This is a genomic window from Streptomyces sp. CA-179760 (assembly GCF_050937045.1).
GTDB lineage: Bacteria > Actinomycetota > Actinomycetes > Streptomycetales > Streptomycetaceae > Streptomyces.
Genome location: NZ_JBNJLZ010000001.1, coordinates 2,603,214 through 2,619,206, shown reverse-complemented (window position 1 = coordinate 2,619,206; position 15,993 = coordinate 2,603,214). Strand labels below are relative to the sequence as shown.

The following is a 15,993-nucleotide window of genomic DNA, read 5'->3' as shown; positions in this document are numbered from 1 at the left end:
AGATGGCCAAGCGCGAGCGAGTCATGAGGATGTCGGTCGAGCAGCCGCTGTGGCGTGCGCTGTCCGGCTACCGGGTACTCACGATGCTGTACGCGGTCGGCCTGTTCGCCACCGCCTACGACGAGTTCACCCGCCCCTGGGTCGCCGTCGCCTACTACGCCGTGCTGGGCGTGTGGACCCTGGCCACCCTGCCCGGGTCGCGAACGCCGCCCGCTGCACCAAGCGGTTCCTCGCCGCCGACCTCACCCTCGCGATCGCCGGCATCATGCTCACGCCCGTCGCCGACGCCCACGAGCGAGTCCAGGCCGGCGGCCCGACCCTGCCGTCGATCTGGACCGCCGGAGCCGTCCTCGCCTTCGCCGTCAAGGGCGGCTGGCGCTGGGCCGCCCTCGCCTCCGGCCTCGTGGCCGTAGCCAACCTGGTCGAGCGCGGCACCCCGGCCCGCGACACCGTCCACAACGTCATCCTCGTCTGCATCGCCTCCATCGCCATCGGCTACGTCGTCGAGGTCGCCCGCGCCTCCGAGCGCACCCTCGCCCGCGCCCTGGAGATCGAGGCCGCGACGAGAGAGCGGGAGCGGCTCGCCCGGGACATCCACGACAGCGTGCTCCAGGTGCTGGCCATGGTGCAGCGGCGCGGTGCGGTGATCGGCGGCGAGGCGGCCGAGCTGGGCCGGATGGCCGGCGAGCAGGAGGTCGCGCTGCGCACCCTGGTCTCCGGCGGACTGGTGCCCGTCTCCAGGGTGTCGGAGGACGCCGCCGAGGGAGCGCTCGTCCGGTCCGTCGACGAGGAGCCTGAGGACAGTGGCCCCGTCGACCTGCGCGCCCTGCTCGCGCCCTACGCCGGGGCCAAGGTCAGCCTCGCCGAGCCCGGCGCGCCCGTGCCGCTGACCCCGGTCGCCGCCCGCGAGGTGGCCGCGGCCGTCGGGGCCGCCCTGGACAATGTCCGCAGGCACGCCGGGGAGCAGGCGCGCGCGTGGATCCTGGTCGAGGACGAGCCGGACGAGGTGATCGTCACCGTCCGGGACGACGGCCCCGGCATCCCGCAGGGGCGGCTCGCCCAGGCCGAGGGCGAGGGCCGGCTCGGTGTCGCCCTGTCGATCCGCGGCCGGCTGCGCGACCTCGGCGGCAGCGCGGAGCTGATCTCGGTGCCGGGCCAGGGCACGGAGGTCGAGCTGAAGGTACCGAAGGCAGTGACGGACGCACGGGGGAAGGCGGAACGGCGATGACGGACACCACGGAGAACCTTCCGGACCCGGCCAAGGACCCGATCAAGGTCATGGTCGTCGACGACCACCCCATGTGGCGTGACGCCGTCGCCCGTGACCTGGCCGAGTCGGGCTTCGAGGTGGTCGCCACCGCGGGCGACGGCGACCAGGCCGTGCGCCGCGCCAAGGCCGCCGCACCCGACGTCCTCGTGCTGGACCTGAACCTGCCCGCCAAGCCCGGCGTCCAGGTCTGCAAGGAGGTCGTCGCCGCGAACCCGGCGCTGCGCGTCCTCGTGCTGTCCGCGAGCGGTGAACACGCCGACGTCCTGGAGGCCGTGAAGTCCGGCGCGACCGGCTACCTGCTGAAGTCGGCCTCCACCGGGGAACTCCAGGACGCGGTGCGCCGCACGGCCGTCGGCGACCCGGTCTTCACCCCCGGCCTCGCCGGACTGGTCCTCGGCGAGTACCGCCGCCTGGCCTCCGAACCCGCCCCCGCCCCGGACACCGACGAACCGAAGGCGCCGCGGCTCACCGACCGCGAGACCGAGGTGCTGCGCCTGGTCGCCAAGGGCCTGAGCTACAAGCAGATCGCCGAACGCCTGGTCATCTCCCACCGCACGGTGCAGAACCACGTCCAGAACACCCTCGGCAAGCTCCAGCTGCACAACCGCGTGGAGCTGGTCAGGTACGCGATAGAACGCGGCCTCGACGACGAGTGAGGCGCACGTCACACTGACCCTTCGTCAGGCACCTGCGGCGAAGGGACTGTTCCATGCGCGTCGGAGTACTGACCGGAGGCGGCGACTGCCCCGGCCTCAACGCCGTCATCCGGGCCATCGTCCGCAAGGGCGTGCAGGAGTACGGCTATGACTTCACCGGCTTCCGGGACGGCTGGCGAGGCCCCCTGGAAGGCGACACCGTCCGGCTCGACATCCCCGCCGTGCGCGGCATCCTGCCCCGCGGCGGCACGATCCTCGGCTCCTCGCGGACCAACCCGCTGAAGGTGGAGAACGGCATCCGCCGTATCAAGGAGAACCTCGCCGCCATGGAGGTCGAGGCGCTCATCGCCATCGGCGGCGAGGACACCCTGGGCGTGGCCGCCCGGCTGTCCGACGACCACGGCGTGCCCTGCGTCGGCGTCCCGAAGACCATCGACAACGACCTGTCCGCCACCGACTACACCTTCGGCTTCGACACCGCGGTCGGCATCGCGACCGAGGCGATCGACCGGCTGCACACCACCGCCGAGTCCCATATGAGGGTCCTGGTCGTCGAGGTGATGGGCCGGCACGCCGGCTGGATCGCCCTCCACTCCGGCCTGGCCGGCGGCGCGAACGTCATCCTCATCCCCGAGCAGCGCTTCGACGTCGAGCAGGTCTGCGCCTGGGTGACGTCCCGCTTCAGGGCGTCGTACGCCCCGATCGTGGTCGTCGCCGAGGGGGCGATGCCGAAGGACGGCGACATGGTCCTGAAGGACCAGACGCTGGACTCCTTCGGGCACGTGCGGTTGTCCGGCGTCGGCGAGTGGCTGGCCAAGCAGATCGAGAAGCGCACGGGCAAGGAGGCTCGCACCACCGTCCTGGGCCATGTCCAGCGTGGCGGCACCCCCAGCGCCTTCGACCGCTGGCTCGCCACCCGCTTCGGACTGCACGCCATCGACTGCGTCCGCGACGGCGACTTCGGCACGATGGTCGCCCTGCGCGGCACGGACATCGTCCGGGTCCCGATCGCCGACGCGACGGCCCGGCTGAAGACGGTGGACCCCACGCTGTACGAGGAGGTCGGCGTCTTCTTCGGCTGACCGGGACACGGACGTCCGGGGGCGCCGGCCCCCGGACGGCTACACGGTCGTGTTGCGCGACTGCCCCACCAACTCCCGTACGACCGCGGCGCCGTTCAGCGTCAGGATCGACTCCGGGTGGAACTGCACCCCGGCGAACCCGGGCCCGCGCATCGCGTGCACCTCGCCGTTCGCGGCCCGGCTGACCTCGACGCCGTGCGCGGCCAGCTCCTGGTGCGCCTCTTCGTCGCAGCGCGCCACGAAGCTGTTGTAGAAGCCGACGGTCTCGCGCCGGCCGAACAGCTCGATCTCCGTCTGCGCGCCCTGGTACGGCACGTCCTTCCGTACGATCTCCAGCCCCAGCTCGGCCGCGATCAGCTCGTGCCCGAGGCAGACGCCGAGCACGCCGTGCGGATGGCCGCGCAGGACCTCGGCCGTGAGGTTCCGCAGGATCCGCATCTTGGGGTCGGTGAGATCGGCGGGGTCCCCGGGACCCGGGCCGAGCACCACCGGACCCTCGTGCGCGAGCACCGCCTCCCGCAGCCCCGCCTCGTCGTAGCGCCGGACGGACACCTCCAGGCCGCTCGACCGCAGCACATGCGCGAGCATCGCCGTGAAGGTGTCCTCACCGTCGACGACCAGGGCGTGTCCCGTGAGCTTTTCGGAGCGCTCCTGCATCCGCAGCCAGAACGGCGCCAGCGACGCCCGGCGGCCGTCGAGCGCGGCACGCACGCGTGGATCCTCGGCGAGCCTCGGCCGCACGGACTCCGCACGCGGCCTGCCCGGCCGTACACCCAGGGCCGCCAGCACGCCCGCCGCCTTCGCGTGCGTCTCCGCGACCTCGCTCTCGGGGTCGGACCCGCGCACGAGCGTGGCACCGACCGGCACCCGCAGCCCGCCGTCCGCGTCGATGTCGGCGGTGCGGATGAGGATGGGGGAGTCCAGGGTCTGCGTCCCGCCGGGATCCCGCCCGAGCAGGGCCAGCGCCCCGGCGTAGTAGCCACGCCCCCCGGCCTCGTGCCGCTCGATCACCCGGCAGGCGTTCTGTACCGGAGAGCCGGTGACGGTCGCCGCGAACATGGTCTCCTTCAGCACCTCCCGCGCGTCCAGCGAGGACTTCCCGCGCAGCTCGTACTCGGTGTGCGCGAGGTGCGCCATCTCCTTCAGCCGTGGCCCGACCACGACGCCGCCCATGTCGCCGACGGTGCACATCATCTTGAGCTCCTCGTCGACGACCATCGACAGCTCCTCGATCTCCTTGCCGTCGGCGAGGAAGCCGAGCAGATGCTCAGGGGTCGGCCCCTCGGCGGGGTAGCGGTAGGTGCCGCTGATCGGGTTCATGACGACCGTGCCGCCGGACATCCGGACGTGCACCTCCGGGCTCGCCCCGACCAGCGTCCGGTCCCCGGTGTGCACGACGAAGGTCCAGTACGCGCCCCGCTCGCCCTCCAGCAGCCGCCGGAACAGCGCCAGCGCGTCGGCCCGGCCGAATCCCGGGATCCCGCCCTCGTACGTGCGCCGGATCACGAAGTTCGCGCCCTCGCCCCGCCCGATCTCCTCCCGCAGCACACGCCCGACGATCTCCGCGTACTCCCCGTCGCCGACGTCGAAGCCGCCGCCCTCGACCCGCACGTCATGCCCCGGGAGTTGTTCCAGGGCCTCGGCCAGCGGGATCTCGTACGACTCCTCGGGCGTCAGCACCGCCAGAGGAGTGCCGTCGTCGCGGACGTCGAAGCCGCGCTCACGGATCTGCCGGAAGGGGACGAGCGCGAGGCCCTCGTCGGGGAGGTCGGCGAGCCGGTCGTACGTGGCGACCGGGCCGATCAGGACCTCGACCTGCTCGTGGTCCCGGCCCGGGGTGCGGCGGCGCAGCAGCGCGAAGGGGCGCGGATCGTGAAGGAGCTGTGCCAGGTCCATGGTTCCTCTTCCGTCGATGTCGATCGATGGCGGTGAGGAACGGACCCCGGGAACACCGAAGGCCGCCCCTCGGGCGGCCTTCGCGAAGTCAGTCGTACGCGCAGTCAGTGGGCCGCCGGATGAGCGGTCCACCACCAGGTCTGGATCGAGTGCGCGAACATGCGAGGGACCTTACCCCATGTCCGATGGGTGTACTCGGTGTCTCAATTGCTGGGCATGGGTCAGGACGTCCGACACGACCCCGTAATGTTGAGGTCGTGACCGTGAACGCTAAGACCAGCGCGAGTGCTGGCAACACCTGGCGAGACCTGCCCGCGGCGCAGCAGCCCGAGTACCCCGACACCGAGGCTCTGCGCGCAGTCGTTGCGGACCTCGAGTCGTATCCGCCGCTCGTCTTCGCGGGCGAGTGCGACCAGCTGCGCGCCCGGATGGCGGCCGTCGCCAAGGGAGAGGCGTTCCTCCTCCAGGGCGGCGACTGCGCCGAGGCCTTCGACGCCGTGTCCGCGGACCACATCCGCAACAAGCTGAAGACGCTGCTCCAGATGGGCGCCGTGCTCACGTACGCCGCGTCCGTGCCCGTGGTGAAGGTGGGCCGGATCGCCGGCCAGTACTCCAAGCCGCGCTCCAAGGGCACCGAGACCCGCGACGGCGTGACCCTGCCGACCTACCGCGGCGACTCGGTCAACGGCTTCGACTTCAACGAGGCCGCCCGCATCCCGGACCCCGAGCGCCTGAAGCGGATGTACCACGCCTCCGCCTCCACGCTGAACCTGGTGCGCGCCTTCACCACCGGCGGCTACGCCGACCTGCGCCAGGTGCACGCCTGGAACCAGGACTTCGTGAAGTCGTCCCCCTCGGGGCAGCGCTACGAGCAGCTGGCGCGCGAGATCGACCAGGCGCTGAACTTCATGCATGCCTGCGGGGCCGACCCGGAGGAGTTCAAGACCGTCGAGTTCTACTCCTCGCACGAGGCGCTGCTGCTCGACTACGAGTCCGCCCTGACCCGGGTCGACTCACGCACCGGGCAGCTGTACGACGTCTCCGGGCACATGGTGTGGATCGGCGAGCGCACCCGGCAGCTGGACCACGCGCATGTCGAGTTCGCCTCGCAGATCCGCAACCCGATCGGCATCAAGCTGGGCCCGACGACCACGGCCGAGGACGCGCTGCAGTACATCGAGCGTCTCGACCCGGAGCGTGAGCCGGGCCGGCTGACCTTCATCGTCCGCATGGGCGCCGACAAGGTCCGCGACAAGCTCCCCGAGCTGGTGGAGAAGGTCACCGCCTCGGGCGCCACCGTGGCCTGGGTGACCGACCCGATGCACGGCAACACCTTCGAGGCGGCCTCCGGGCACAAGACCCGCCGCTTCGACGACGTGCTCGACGAGGTCAAGGGCTTCTTCGAGGTCCACAAGGCGCTCGGCACCCACCCGGGCGGCATCCACGTGGAGCTCACCGGCGACGACGTCACCGAGTGCGTGGGCGGCGGCGACGAGATCTTCGTCGACGATCTGCACCAGCGCTACGAGACGGCCTGCGACCCGCGGCTCAACCGCAGCCAGTCGCTGGACCTGGCGTTCCTCGTGGCCGAGATGTACAGGGACCAGTAACAGGATCGCCTGTTACCCGGGCATGGACTGGGGCGCGGATCACAGGATCCGCGCCCCTCTCCACTTTTGTGGCTCCGACCCGGCGGGTAAGGTTAGGTTAGCCTCACCGATCAACGGGGACGGCGCCAAGAAACGAACCCGCCGGGAGGTGAGCCGCGTGTACATCTGCAGTTGTTTCGGGATCACCGAGCAGCAGGTCAAACAGCACGCGGACAGCGGTGCCTGCACCCCCCGCCAGATAGCCTCCGCCTGCAAGGCGGGCACGGACTGCGGGTCGTGTGTACGCCGCATCCAGGCGCTCCTCGGCAGGGGTGCGTGCCCTCGCCGGGACATGGCCGACCGGGGTGCACCGGTGCTCTCGGACCTGTCGGATCTGGAAGACGCCGCCTAGGCGGGTCCTAGCTCGGCTGCTCGATCTGCTGCGCGATGTACAGCGCCTCGCCGAGCTGCTCGATGAGCTCCAGCTGCGTGTCCAGATAGTCGATGTGGTGCTCCTCGTCCTCGAGGATCGACTCGAAGAGGTTCGCGGACGTGACGTCGCCCTTGGTGCGCATCACCTCGATGCCGCGCTTGAGGCGGTCGATCGCCTCGACCTCGACCTGTCGGTCGGCCTGGAACATCTCGGTGACCGTCTGCCCGACCCGGACATGGAAGAGCCGCTGGTAGTTGGGCAGACCGTCCAGCATGAGGATGCGCTCGGTGATCTTGTCCGCGTGCTTCATCTCATCGATGGACTCTTCACGCGTGTACTTGGCGAGCTTGGTCCAGCCTTTGTTGTCCTGGATCCGGTAGTGCAGCCAGTACTGGTTGATCGCCGTCAGCTCGCCGGTCAACTGCTCGTTCAGGAATTCGAGGACCTCGGGGTCGCCCTGCATCGCAGAGGCTCCTTCCACGCGTAAGAACTGGCAGGTTGCGCCGCATGATTCCACCGCGGAAGAAGATCGTCCAGTAAGTCTTCACTTAGTAAGTAAGGGCATGCTTAGTTCGGAATGCCCCGATTTGAAATGGCCCGGGTCAAGGGCATTACCCGAGGTCTGTCAGGATGGACACATGGGTCAGCCGGTGGGACGCGAATCGGGAGAAGGGCGTGATTCGGCGGGAGCGACGCAGCCCGGGCTTCCGCCGGGACAGCGATTGCAGCGCGGCTGGCCGGTCACGCACTACGGGCCCGTCCCCAAGTTCCGGCCCGAGCGCTGGGAGTTCAGGGTCTTCGGCGCCACCGCCGGCGGCGGCAAGGACTGCTGGACCCACGAGGAGTTCACCGCCCTGCCGTACACCACCGTCGTGGCCGATCTGCACTGCGTCACGAAGTTCAGCATGCTGGGCGCCGAGTGGGGCGGGGTCCCCGCGCGCACCATCCTCGACATCGCCCCGCCCGCGGACGACGTCACCCATGTGATGGTGTGGGCCGAGTACGGATTCAGCTCCAACCTCCGGCTGTCCGACTTCGCCTCCGAGCAGGCCCTGTTCGCGACCCACAAGGACGGCGAACTCCTCACCGCCGAGCACGGCTTCCCGCTGCGCCTGGTCGTGCCCCACCTGTACGCCTGGAAGGGCCCCAAGTGGGTGCGCGGCGTGGAATACATGACCGCCGACCGGCGCGGTTTCTGGGAGGAGCGCGGCTACCACAACGTCGGCGACCCGTGGCATGAGCAGCGCTACTCGTACCAGGAGGAGCCCGGGGACGGCCCCGACCTCTGAGACCGAGCGGCCTCAGAGATCACGCAGCTTCTTCAGCCGCTCCACGTCCGCCGCGTGCCCCTCCTTGCCGCCCGGTGTCTCGATGATCAGCGGCACGCCCTCGGTCGCGGGGTGCGTCATCAGGGCCCGGAACGGGTCCTCGCCGATGTGGCCCACGCCGATGTTCTCGTGCCGGTCCTTGTGCGCGCCCACCACGTCCTTGGAGTCGTTGGCGTGGATCAGCTTCAGCCGGCCCTCGCCGACCGTGTCCACCAGCAGGTCCAGCGTCTGGTGCATGCCGCTCGGGCCGGTCAGATCATGCCCCGCGGCGAAGATGTGGCAGGTGTCCAGGCACACGCCGAGCATCGGGTGGGCGTCCAGCGCTTCGAAGTACGGGCCGAAGTCCCAGGTCCGCGAGCACAGCGAGGCGCCCTGGCCGGCGGTCGACTCCAGGAGCAGATACGGGTCGTCGTCGTGGGTCAGCTCGTCCAGCAGCGGCAGCAGACGCTCCCGCACCTGCCGCAGCGCCACCGACCGCTCCCGGCCGCCCGTCGCACTGCCGGTGTGCACGACAACGCCCAGCGCCCCGATCTCCCGCCCGCGGCGCAGCGAGTGCCGCAGTGACTCCACCGACTTCTCCGCGGTCGCCTCGGTGTGCGAGCCGAAGTTGATCAGGTAGGGAGCGTGGACGTACGCCGGGATCGACTCGGTCTCGCACGCCGCGCGGAACGCCTCGTCCTGCTTCGGATTTCCGGCGGGTGTGGCCCAGCCGCGCGGGTTGGCGACGAAGACCTGGACGGTCTCCGCCTTCAGATCACGGGCGTACGACAGACCGACGGAGTGCAGCCCACCGGCCACGGGGACATGGCCGCCCACCGGGTTGCGGGAGGGGCCGGACAGCTGATTGTTCACCCGTTCAGGGTGTCATGCGTCCGGCCCAGCCCCGTCCACGGGCTGCCCGCCCGCGCTCGTCACCTGATCTTGATGGTGATCGTCGAACCCTTGGGCGCCGTCTGGCCGCCCTCGACGGACTGCCCCTTGACCTCGTCGCCGAACAGGCCGAGCAGGCCGCGGTCCTCCTCGACCTGGAACCCGGCGCTCTCCAGCGTCCGCGTGGCGTCGTCGACGCTGTCGCCGGTCACGTCCGGGACCTCGATCATCTCGGGGCCCTTGGACAGCGTCAGCGTCACCGTGTCGCCCTCGGCCGCCCGGCCGCCGGCGTTCGGCGTCTGCTTGGCGACCTGGCCCTTGTCGAACTCGGAGGAGTTGACCCGCTCGGTGGCGATCTTCACCTTGAGCCCGGCGTCCTGCAGCTGCGCCCGGGCGTCGGCTTCGTCCGCGCCGGTGACATCCGGGATGTCGATGGGGCTGCCCTTGCTGACGACCAGCGCGACGGCCGTGCCCGCACGCACCTTCGTGCCGTCGGCGGGCCGCGCGGAGATCACCGAGCCCTTCGGCACGTCCTCGCTGAACTCCCGGGTGACCATGCCCGGCTCAAGACCGTCCTCCTTCAGCTGGGCCCGCGCCTTGGCCAGCTTCTGGCCTTCCAGGGCGGGCACCCGCACGGTCTCGGGGCCGTCGGACACGGTGATGCTCACCGAGTCGTTGCCACGGATGCGCGCCCCGGCCTTCGGGTCGGAGCTGATGATCTGGCCCCGCTCCACGGTGTCGCTGTAGGCGTGCTCGACCTTGCCGAGATCCAGCCCGGCGTCCTCCAGCCGGCTCTCGGCCTCGGTCTGGGTCTTCGCCAGCAGCGGGGGGACCTCGGTGAACTGGCCCGAGTTGATGTACCAGATGCCGCCGCCGAGGCCCAGTACCAGCAGCACGGCGACGACGATCGCCAGCGGACCGCGCCGGGACCCCGAGCGGCGCCGGGACGGCGGGGGCGGCGGGGACTCGAAACGGCTGGTGCGGTTGAGCGCCGCCTCGGACGTCTCGTCGTCCTCGTTGACCGGCAGCGGACGCAGCGTGGTCAGGGCGCGCGGGATCACGCTCGTACGGTCGTCGGCGCCGTCGTGCTCCGCGGAGAGCGCCTGCGGCGGCACCACGTCCAGCTGCTCCGCGCTCAGCCCGGCGCGCCCCTCGCGGACCCGCGCGAGCAGCGCCACCGCGTCGTGCGGGCGGACGTCCGGGGTGCGGGCGGTCGCCGAGGCCACCATCTCGTCCAGCTCGTAGGCCAGACCGGGTACGGCGGCCGACGGCGGCGGGACATCCTCGTGCAGGTGCTTGTACAGGATCACGGCCGGGGAGTCCGCGTCGTGCGGCTTGTCGCCGGTCAGCATCTCGTACAGCATCACCCCGCACGCGTACACGTCGACGCGGGGGTCCGCGGTGCCGTTCTCTATCTGCTCGGGCGCGAGGTACGCGACCGTGCCGAGCACGGTCCCCGTGGTGTTCGTCACGGTGTCCACGGCCCGGACGAGCCCGAAGTCGGCGACCTTCACCCGGCCGTCGTCCCCTATCAGGACGTTCTCCGGCTTCATGTCCCGGTGCACGAACCCGGCGCGGTGCGCGGCGCCCAGCGCGGCCAGCACCGGCTCCAGGATGTCCAGGGCGGCGCGCGGCTGCAGGGCCCCGCGCTCGCGCAGCACGTCCCGCAGGGTGCAGCCCGCCACGTACTCCATGGCGAGATAGACGTAACTGCCGTCGGTGCCCTGGTCGAATACCTGCACCACGTTCGGATGGGCCAGCCGGGCGACGGACTTCGCCTCGCGGATGAACCGCTCGACGAACGAGCCGTCCACCGCGAGCGAGGGGTGCATCACCTTGAGCGCGAGAACGCGGTCCAGCCGGGTGTCCACAGCCCGGTAGACCGTCGCCATCCCGCCGACGGCGATCCGCGCGTCGATGCGATACCGGCCGTCGAGCACCTGCCCGACCAAGGGGTCCTGAAGGGTCGTGTCCACGCAGGCGAGTGTACGAGCCACGACCGACAGCCCGCCGCCCCGGCTGTTTTCGGGGGCGGGACTGCAGCCGACCTGTGACGTGTGTCCCGGCCCGCTGCCCGGGCTCACCGGAAAGCGGGCCGCTCCGGATCCAGCACGGCCATGCCCTCACCCGGCGAAGACGCCTCCGCGAAATGCCGCCGCGGGATGCGCCCGGCCCGGTACGCCAGCCGCCCTGCCTCCACGGCGTGCCGCATCGCGTCGGCCATCAGGACCGGCTCCTGCGCCCGCGTCACCGCCGAGGCGAGCATCACACCCGCGCACCCCAGCTCCATCGCCAGCGCCGCGTCCGACGCCGTACCGGCACCGGCGTCCAGGATCACCGGCACGCGCGCGTGCTCGGTGATCAGCTGGAAGTTGTGCGGGTTGCGGATACCGAGCCCGGACCCGATCGGTGAGCCAAGCGGCATGATCGCCGCGCAGCCCACGTCCTCCAGCTTGCGCGCCAGCACAGGATCGTCGTTGGTGTACGGCAGCACCGTGAAGCCGTCGTCCACCAGTGTCTCGGCCGCCTCCAGCGTCTCGATCGGATCCGGCAGCAGCGTGCGCTCGTCGGCGATGACCTCCAGCTTGACCAGGTCGGTGCCGAGGGCCTCGCGCGCGAGACGGGCCGTGAGGACGGCCTCCCCGGCCGTGAAACAGCCCGCCGTGTTGGGCAGCACCCGGATGCCGAGCCGGTCCAGGAGGGACAGCACGGAACCGTGCACCGAGGGGTTCACCCGGCGCATCGCGACCGTCGTCAGTTCCGTCCCGGAGGCGACCAGCGAGCGCTCCAGCACGTCGAGGCTGGGCGCCCCGCCCGTACCCATGATCAGGCGGGACGTGAAGGACGTACCACCGAGGACAAACGGATCGTCGGCCATGGTCAGCCTCCTTGGACGGCGGTGAGGACTTCCACGCGGTCCCCCTCGGCGAGGGACGTGGCCTGCCACTGTGCGCGCGGGACGACGGTTTCGTTGAGGGCGGCGGCCACTCCGGAGGGCGAGGTGGTGAGCGAGCTCACGACGGTGTCGAGAGCCGTGCCGGGCCGGACAATGCGGGGCTCCCCGTTGACGGAGATGTTCATACGGGCTGCTCCGTGAGTGCGGTGGCGGTACTGAAGCGCTTCGGGGTGAAGGGACGGGCCTCCTCGGGCAGTTCGCCCGCAGTCAGGGCGTGTGCCAGGGCGTCGCCGGTCACCGGCGTGAGCAGGACACCGTTGCGGTAGTGCCCCGTGGCCAGCAGCAGGCCCTCCAGACCGGTCGGGCCGAGCAGCGGCGCGTTGTCGGGGGAGCCGGGCCGCAGTCCGGCCCGGGTCTCCGTGAACGGCAGCTCGGTGACGCCCGGGACCAGCTCGTGCGCGTCGCGCAGCAGCTCGTACACGCCGCCCGCGGTCACGGTGGTGTCCCAGCCCGTTTCCTCGCTGGTCGCGCCGATGACCAGCTCGCCGCTCTCGCGCGGTACCAGATAGACATGGCTGCCGCGCACGACCGCGCGCACGGTCCGGCTCAGGAAAGGCCCGTGCCGCCCCGGCATGGTCAGCCGTACGACCTGCCCCTTCACCGGTCGCACGGGCGGCAGCACGTCCCCGGGGACGCCCGTGAGCCGTCCGCTGAGGCTGCCCCCGGCCAGCACCACCTGCCCGGCGTCCAGGGGTGTCCCGTCGGCCGTGACGACGCCCGCTGCCCGGTCCCGTACGACGGTGAGCCGCTCCGCCCACGCCCGGTGGAAGACCACACCCGCCCGCTCGCACGCCGTCACCAGTGCCCCGGACAGCCGCCGCGGGTCGATCTGGTGGTCGCCGTCGACCCGCAGCCCGCCGCGCACGCCCGGCGCGAGCATCGGCTCCAGGCGGCGGCACTCCCGCCCCGACAGCCACTGCGAGTCCAGGCCGGACTGCTGCTGAAGGGCGTGCAGTTCGCGCAGATGAGCCCGGTCGTCGGCGTCCAGGGCCACCGCGAGCGTGCCGCAGCGGCGGTAGCCGAGGTCGTGGCCCGTGAGGTCGGTGAGCTCGGCCACGAAGTCCGGGTAGCGCCGGGCGGAGGCGAGGTTCAGGCCGAGCAGGGTCTGCTCGCCGTAGTGCAGTTCCGTGACGGCGGCCAGCATGCCGGCCGCCACCTGCGCGGCCCCGCCGCCCGGCTCGGGGTCCACCACGGCCGTGGCGAGCCCGCGTTGTGCGGCCCGCCACGCGGTGACCAGGCCGATGATGCCGCCCCCGATGACGAGGACGTCTGACGTTCGCGTACGCGGCATGGGCGTCCAGCCCCTCCCTTCGCCGGCATGACCCGGATCAGGTTCGTACGGTCGGAGGCCGCCAGCCTCCCTCTCAGCCCGGTGCGTCCGGGCTCCCGCGAGTGCTCTACGTTGGCCACCCTAGCCCGATGCCGTATGTCGCAGTAAGGGAGCCTCCGTCCATGGCCCGATCCCTCGACGGTCTTCTCCTGGCCCCGGTAGCCGACCAGGCGCCGGGCCAGGTGGGGACCCGCACCCGGTTCACGTACCACGAGAAGGACGGCGAGATCTGGGCCGAGTACACGGGCGGCGACGTCGTACGCGGCCATCTCGTGGGTACCCGGGAAGGTGACCGGCTGGACTTCCGGTACGTACAGCTCAAGCAGGACGGAACCACGTCCTCCGGGCACTGTGCGTCGACGGTCGTGGAGCTGCCCGACGGGCGGGTGCGGCTGGAGGAGACGTGGGAGTGGGAGTCGCAGCAGGGCAGCGGGACGAGCGTTGTGGAGCAGGTCACTGCGCATGAGCACTGACTGACAAAACGTCAGGTGTCTATGGTGATCAGGTGAGCGAGCAGACGCAGGAACCAGGTCCGTGCGCGCCCAGGCGCGTGGTCGTGGCGGGTGCGGGCATGGCCGGTGTGCAGACCGCGGTCGCCCTGCGGGAGCAGGGCTTCACCGGCACCGTGACCCTCATCGGCGCCGAGCCCCACCAGCCCTACGACCGGCCCCCGTTGTCCAAGGCCGTCCTGCTCGGCAAGGCCGAGGGCTCTGCCTTCGACCTCGACTTCGAGGCCCTCGGCATCGAACTGCGACTCGGCTGCGAGGTGCTGGGCCTGCGGCCCGGCGATCACGAGCTGGACACCGAGGACGGACCCGTGCCGTACGACGCCCTCGTCGTCGCGACCGGGGCCGAACCGATCCGGCTGCCCGGTGCGGAGGGCGTGCCGGGCGTACATCTGCTGCGCACCCTGGACGACGCCGAGCGGCTGCGGCCCGTACTGGCCCGCAAGCACGACATCGTGGTCGTCGGCGCGGGCTGGATCGGCGCCGAGTTCGCCACGGCCGCGCGCGAGGCGGGCTGCGCGGTGACCGTCGTGGAGGCCGCCGAACGGCCCCTCGCCGGGGCACTGCCCGCCGAGGTCGCGGCCCCGATGGCCGGCTGGTACGCCGACGCGGGTGCGGTCCTGCGCACCCACGCGCGCGTGGAGCGCGTCGAACCCGGCGCGGTGGTCCTCGATGACGGCACGCGGCTTCCCGCTGGCGCGGTCGTGGTCGGCATCGGTGCCCGCCCCGCGACGGCGTGGCTGGCCGGCTCCGGCGTGGATCTCGGCCCCCAGGGCGAGATCGTGTGCGACCAGCACCTGCGTACGGCGGTGCCGGACGTCTACGCCGTCGGCGACTGTGCCTCCTTCCCGTCGGGGCGGTACGGCGGGCGCCTGCTGGTGCACCACTGGGACAACGCCCTCCAGGGGCCGCGCACGGTGGCCCTGAACATCGTCGGCCGGGCCTCGGGGGAGGCTCCGGCGGTGTACGACCCGGTGCCGTACTTCTGGTCCGAGCAGTTCGGGCGGTTCGTGCAGTACGCCGGGCACCACGCCGGCGCCGACACGACCCTGTGGCGGGGCGACCCGGCCGGGCCGGCCTGGACGGTGTGCTGGCTCCGTGGCGACCGGCTGGTCGCGCTGCTGGCGGTGGGCCGTCCCCGGGACCTGGCGCAGGGGCGTCGTCTGATCGAGTCGGGCGCCGCCATGAATCCGGTGCTGCTGGAGGACCCGGCCAGGCCGCTGAAGGCGGCGACGGCGTAGCTGTCGGGGGAGCGCGTTGTCCGCCCAGGTGGGCCGGGCTGACTTCCGACTGTCAGTGGGGGATGGCAGGCTGGTTCCCGTGACCGAGATTGACGCAAAGATCGATGCTCTCGTCCCCGCCTGGCTCACCCTCCCCGACATCGCCGAACAGTTCGATGTCGAGGTGACGCGTGTGCGGCAGCTGGTCAAGGACGGCCAGCTCATCGCCGTACGCCGAGGTGAGAACCGCGCGCTGCACGTCCCCGCCGCCTTCATCGACGGGGACAAGGTCGTCAAGGGCCTGTCCGGGACCCTGACGCTCCTGCGGGACGACGGCTTCACGGACGAGGAGATGCTGGAGTGGCTCTTCACCCCCGACCCGAGCCTGCCCGGCACCCCGGCGCAGGCCCTGAGTGAGAATCGCGGCACGGAGGTGAAGCGCCGCGCCCAGGCGCTCGCGGTCTGACCCGGCCTCGACGAGACACCGTCCGGTGCCGTGCGAGCGGGGCCGGACCTGAACGACTGCCCGGAGCACGGGCTGCGGCCCGTGGGGCCACGGGCCCGGGGCGGCTCGCGCCCGCTCGGGGCGTGGGCCGCCGGGTCGGGCCCTGCGGGGCCCCTCCCGGGGGCCTCGGGCCGCCCGGCCCGGGGACGGTCGCTGCCTCCCATAGAGGCTCGGCTGCCGCCCGGTCCCGGTGAGAGACTCGGGACCTGCCCGGGGTTGCCGTGGCCCTTTGCGGGCAGCGGCCGACAGTGGGCCGTCGCCGCCCGCCTGTCACCGGCAGAGTGGCCCCGCCGCCCTGCCGCGCGACTCGGCGGGTATGCCGACGAGGCGGGGTGCCGGCTGCCCTTCCGGC

16 protein-coding genes, 1 pseudogene and 1 riboswitch are annotated in these 15,993 nt (G+C 71.6%); of the genes and pseudogenes, 9 read left to right on the top strand and 8 right to left on the bottom strand.

The genetic code is table 11. The annotated features are described in order from the left end of the window. The first annotated feature begins 2 nt into the window (after positions 1-2). The 3 genes and pseudogenes from macS to ACQEV8_RS11715 all read left to right on the top strand — a co-directional run bounded on the left by macS (position 3) and on the right by ACQEV8_RS11715 (position 3,008). A pseudogene (gene macS / locus ACQEV8_RS11725) lies at positions 3-1,228 on the top strand (MacS family sensor histidine kinase). Continuing rightward, a complete protein-coding gene (locus ACQEV8_RS11720; RefSeq protein WP_432959562.1) occupies positions 1,225-1,926 on the top strand; it encodes a response regulator in 702 nt (233 codons plus the stop codon). The pseudogene macS and the gene ACQEV8_RS11720 overlap by 4 nt, the downstream one beginning before the upstream one ends. A 53-nt stretch (positions 1,927-1,979) precedes the next feature. Beyond that, positions 1,980-3,008: a 6-phosphofructokinase gene (locus tag ACQEV8_RS11715; protein ID WP_432959560.1), complete on the top strand. Its 1,029-nt coding sequence runs from the start codon at positions 1,980-1,982 to the stop codon at positions 3,006-3,008. A 39-nt stretch (positions 3,009-3,047) separates the two neighbouring features. On the opposite strand, the gene ACQEV8_RS11710 is transcribed toward ACQEV8_RS11715, so the two are convergent. Both ACQEV8_RS11710 and ACQEV8_RS11705 read right to left on the bottom strand, forming a co-directional pair. Beyond that, positions 3,048-4,904: an anthranilate synthase family protein gene (locus tag ACQEV8_RS11710; protein ID WP_432959558.1), complete on the bottom strand. Its 1,857-nt coding sequence runs from the start codon at positions 4,902-4,904 to the stop codon at positions 3,048-3,050. A 104-nt stretch (positions 4,905-5,008) separates the two neighbouring features. After that, a complete protein-coding gene (locus tag ACQEV8_RS11705; RefSeq protein ID WP_082319877.1) occupies positions 5,009-5,065 on the bottom strand; it encodes a trp operon leader peptide in 57 nt (18 codons plus the stop codon). A gap of 96 nt (positions 5,066-5,161) precedes the next feature. Between ACQEV8_RS11705 and ACQEV8_RS11700 the strand changes: the two genes are divergently transcribed. Continuing rightward, complete coding sequence (locus tag ACQEV8_RS11700) at positions 5,162-6,514, top strand: class II 3-deoxy-7-phosphoheptulonate synthase (protein ID WP_432959556.1); 1,353 nt, start codon at positions 5,162-5,164, stop codon at positions 6,512-6,514. Positions 6,515-6,662: 148 nt separating this feature from the next. Beyond that, a complete protein-coding gene (locus tag ACQEV8_RS11695) occupies positions 6,663-6,905 on the top strand; it encodes a (2Fe-2S)-binding protein (protein WP_432959555.1) in 243 nt (80 codons plus the stop codon). Positions 6,906-6,912: 7 nt separating this feature from the next. Here the strand turns inward: ACQEV8_RS11695 and bfr are convergent, their stop codons facing one another. Beyond that, positions 6,913-7,389 (bottom strand): bacterioferritin, encoded by a 477-nt coding sequence (bfr, locus tag ACQEV8_RS11690; RefSeq protein ID WP_261680601.1) that lies wholly within the window; start codon positions 7,387-7,389, stop codon positions 6,913-6,915. 175 nt (positions 7,390-7,564) lie between these two features. Between bfr and ACQEV8_RS11685 the strand changes: the two genes are divergently transcribed. Next, a complete protein-coding gene (locus ACQEV8_RS11685; protein WP_432959554.1) occupies positions 7,565-8,215 on the top strand; it encodes a sulfite oxidase-like oxidoreductase in 651 nt (216 codons plus the stop codon). A 12-nt stretch (positions 8,216-8,227) separates the two neighbouring features. Here ACQEV8_RS11685 and ACQEV8_RS11680 read toward each other — a convergent pair whose 3' ends face one another. The 5 genes from ACQEV8_RS11680 to thiO all read right to left on the bottom strand — a co-directional run bounded on the left by ACQEV8_RS11680 (position 8,228) and on the right by thiO (position 13,371). Continuing rightward, positions 8,228-9,106 carry a deoxyribonuclease IV gene (locus tag ACQEV8_RS11680; protein WP_432959553.1) on the bottom strand — a complete coding sequence of 293 codons (879 nt, stop codon included), beginning with the start codon at positions 9,104-9,106 and terminating at the stop codon, positions 8,228-8,230. A gap of 59 nt (positions 9,107-9,165) precedes the next feature. Continuing rightward, entirely contained in the window at positions 9,166-11,100 is a 1,935-nt protein-coding gene (gene pknB, locus ACQEV8_RS11675; RefSeq protein ID WP_432959552.1) for a Stk1 family PASTA domain-containing Ser/Thr kinase, read from the bottom strand. 104 nt (positions 11,101-11,204) lie between these two features. Then, positions 11,205-12,002, bottom strand: coding sequence for a thiazole synthase (locus ACQEV8_RS11670; protein WP_432959550.1), 798 nt, complete (start codon positions 12,000-12,002; stop codon positions 11,205-11,207). A 2-nt stretch (positions 12,003-12,004) separates the two neighbouring features. Beyond that, complete coding sequence (gene thiS, locus ACQEV8_RS11665) at positions 12,005-12,205, bottom strand: sulfur carrier protein ThiS (protein WP_432959548.1); 201 nt, start codon at positions 12,203-12,205, stop codon at positions 12,005-12,007. Next, the gene (thiO, locus tag ACQEV8_RS11660; RefSeq protein WP_432959546.1) at positions 12,202-13,371 is read right to left on the bottom strand and encodes a glycine oxidase ThiO; all 1,170 of its coding nucleotides are present in this window, start codon (positions 13,369-13,371) and stop codon (positions 12,202-12,204) included. Before thiO ends, thiS begins: the two co-directional genes overlap by 4 nt. Then, positions 13,369-13,480: riboswitch (TPP riboswitch) on the bottom strand. Its footprint overlaps the gene before it by 3 nt. Positions 13,481-13,532: 52 nt before the next feature. Here thiO and ACQEV8_RS11655 point away from each other — a divergent pair. The 3 genes from ACQEV8_RS11655 (at position 13,533) to ACQEV8_RS11645 (ending at position 15,602) form a co-directional block, all read left to right on the top strand. After that, on the top strand, positions 13,533-13,883 hold the full coding sequence (locus ACQEV8_RS11655) for a hypothetical protein (RefSeq protein WP_432959545.1): 351 nt from the start codon (positions 13,533-13,535) through the stop codon (positions 13,881-13,883). A 32-nt stretch (positions 13,884-13,915) separates the two neighbouring features. Beyond that, positions 13,916-15,157: an NAD(P)/FAD-dependent oxidoreductase gene (locus ACQEV8_RS11650; protein WP_432959543.1), complete on the top strand. Its 1,242-nt coding sequence runs from the start codon at positions 13,916-13,918 to the stop codon at positions 15,155-15,157. 79 nt (positions 15,158-15,236) lie between these two features. Then, positions 15,237-15,602, top strand: a complete 366-nt coding sequence (locus ACQEV8_RS11645; RefSeq protein WP_184596507.1) for an Rv2175c family DNA-binding protein — start codon at positions 15,237-15,239, stop codon at positions 15,600-15,602. The last annotated feature ends 391 nt before the right edge of the window (positions 15,603-15,993 follow it).